This is a genomic window from Rhodococcus sp. 27YEA6 (assembly GCF_044908235.1).
GTDB lineage: Bacteria > Actinomycetota > Actinomycetes > Mycobacteriales > Mycobacteriaceae > Rhodococcus_F > Rhodococcus_F qingshengii.
On sequence record NZ_JBIYCY010000068.1, the window covers coordinates 1 to 1,343 of the forward strand.

A 1,343-nucleotide genomic window follows, 5' to 3' on the forward strand; every position below is an offset into this window, starting at 1 on the left:
TTTCTAACTACTTTCGTCCGGCAGACAGCCGTCCGTCGAACGTTATCTCGAAGGCATTCAGTGCTGCCTTCCATCGGTTGGACCAGCGCCTGCGGGCGGTGCCTTTCGGGTCGAGGCTCATGATGGCCAGATACACGCATTTCAAGGCCGCGGCCTCGGTCGGAAAGTGTCCACGGGCCTTGACAGCCCTGCGGATTCGAGCGTTGACACTCTCGATGGCGTTGGTCGTGTAAATGACCTGCCGGATGGCATTGTCCAATTGCAGGAAAGGCACGAACTCAGCCCAGGCATTGGTCCAGAGCCTGATGATCGCGGGATAGCGTTTCTCCCATTAGTCGCTGAACTCGGCGAACCGGTCGAGCGCAGCCTGCTCCGACGGAGCCGTATAGACGGGTTTGAGGTCCTTGGCGATCTCGGACCAGTCCTTGCGAGAGGCATAGGCATAGGCGTAGGTGTTACGGAGAAGATGGACCACACAAGTCTGCACGATGGTCTGTGGCCACACTTGCTCGATCGAATCAGGTAGATGCTTGAGACCATCGCACACGACGATCAGAACATCCTGCACACCACGGTTTTTCAGCTCGGACAACACCCGAAGCCAGTACTTCGCTCCCTCCCCGTCGCCGTGCTCACCGACCCACAATCCGAGGATGTCGCGGGTGCCGTCGACAGTCACCCCCATCGCGACGTAGATCGGCCGGTTAGCGACGTTGCCCTAGCGGATCTTGACGTGGATGCAGGCGATGAACAACACCGGGTACACAGGATCCAACGGCCGGTTCTGCCACTCGGCCATGCCTTCCATCACCCGCTCGGTGATCGTCGAGATCGTCTGCTTGGACACATCAGCTCCGTACACCTCGGCCAGGTGTGCAGCGATCTCACCGGTCGTCAAACCCTTGGATGACAACGAGATCACCATGTCCTCCACGCCTGAGAGCCGACGCTGCCGCTTGGCCACGATCTTCGGCTCGAAGGAGGAATCCCGGTCACGGGGCACCTCGAGTTCGACCGGGCCGGCCTCGGTCAACACGTTCTTGGTGCGTCTGCCGTTGCGGGAGTTGCCGCTGCCCCTGCCTGCCGGGTCGCTCTTGCCGTATCCGAGGTGGTCGTCCATCTCGCCTTCGAGCGCGGACTCCACGACTAGCTTGGTCAGCTTCGACAGCAATCCACCATCTCCGGTCAACTGCAGCCCTTCGGCTCGCGCCTGCTCGACCAGCTCTTTGAGCCGCGCATCGCTGATACCCGGCTGAGCCGAGTTCGTCTCTGTCTCACGATCAATCACATCAGTCATAGTGGCGTATCTCCTTTCAGAGTTACACCGTTGTTCTTACAGTCCC

General features: G+C 59.9%; 1 pseudogene. It reads right to left on the reverse strand.

What is annotated here, in order from left to right:
* Positions 1–7 precede the first annotated feature (7 nt).
* Positions 8–1,297, reverse strand: a pseudogene (locus tag ABH939_RS33145) (IS256 family transposase).
* Between the last annotated feature and the right edge of the window lie 46 nt (positions 1,298–1,343).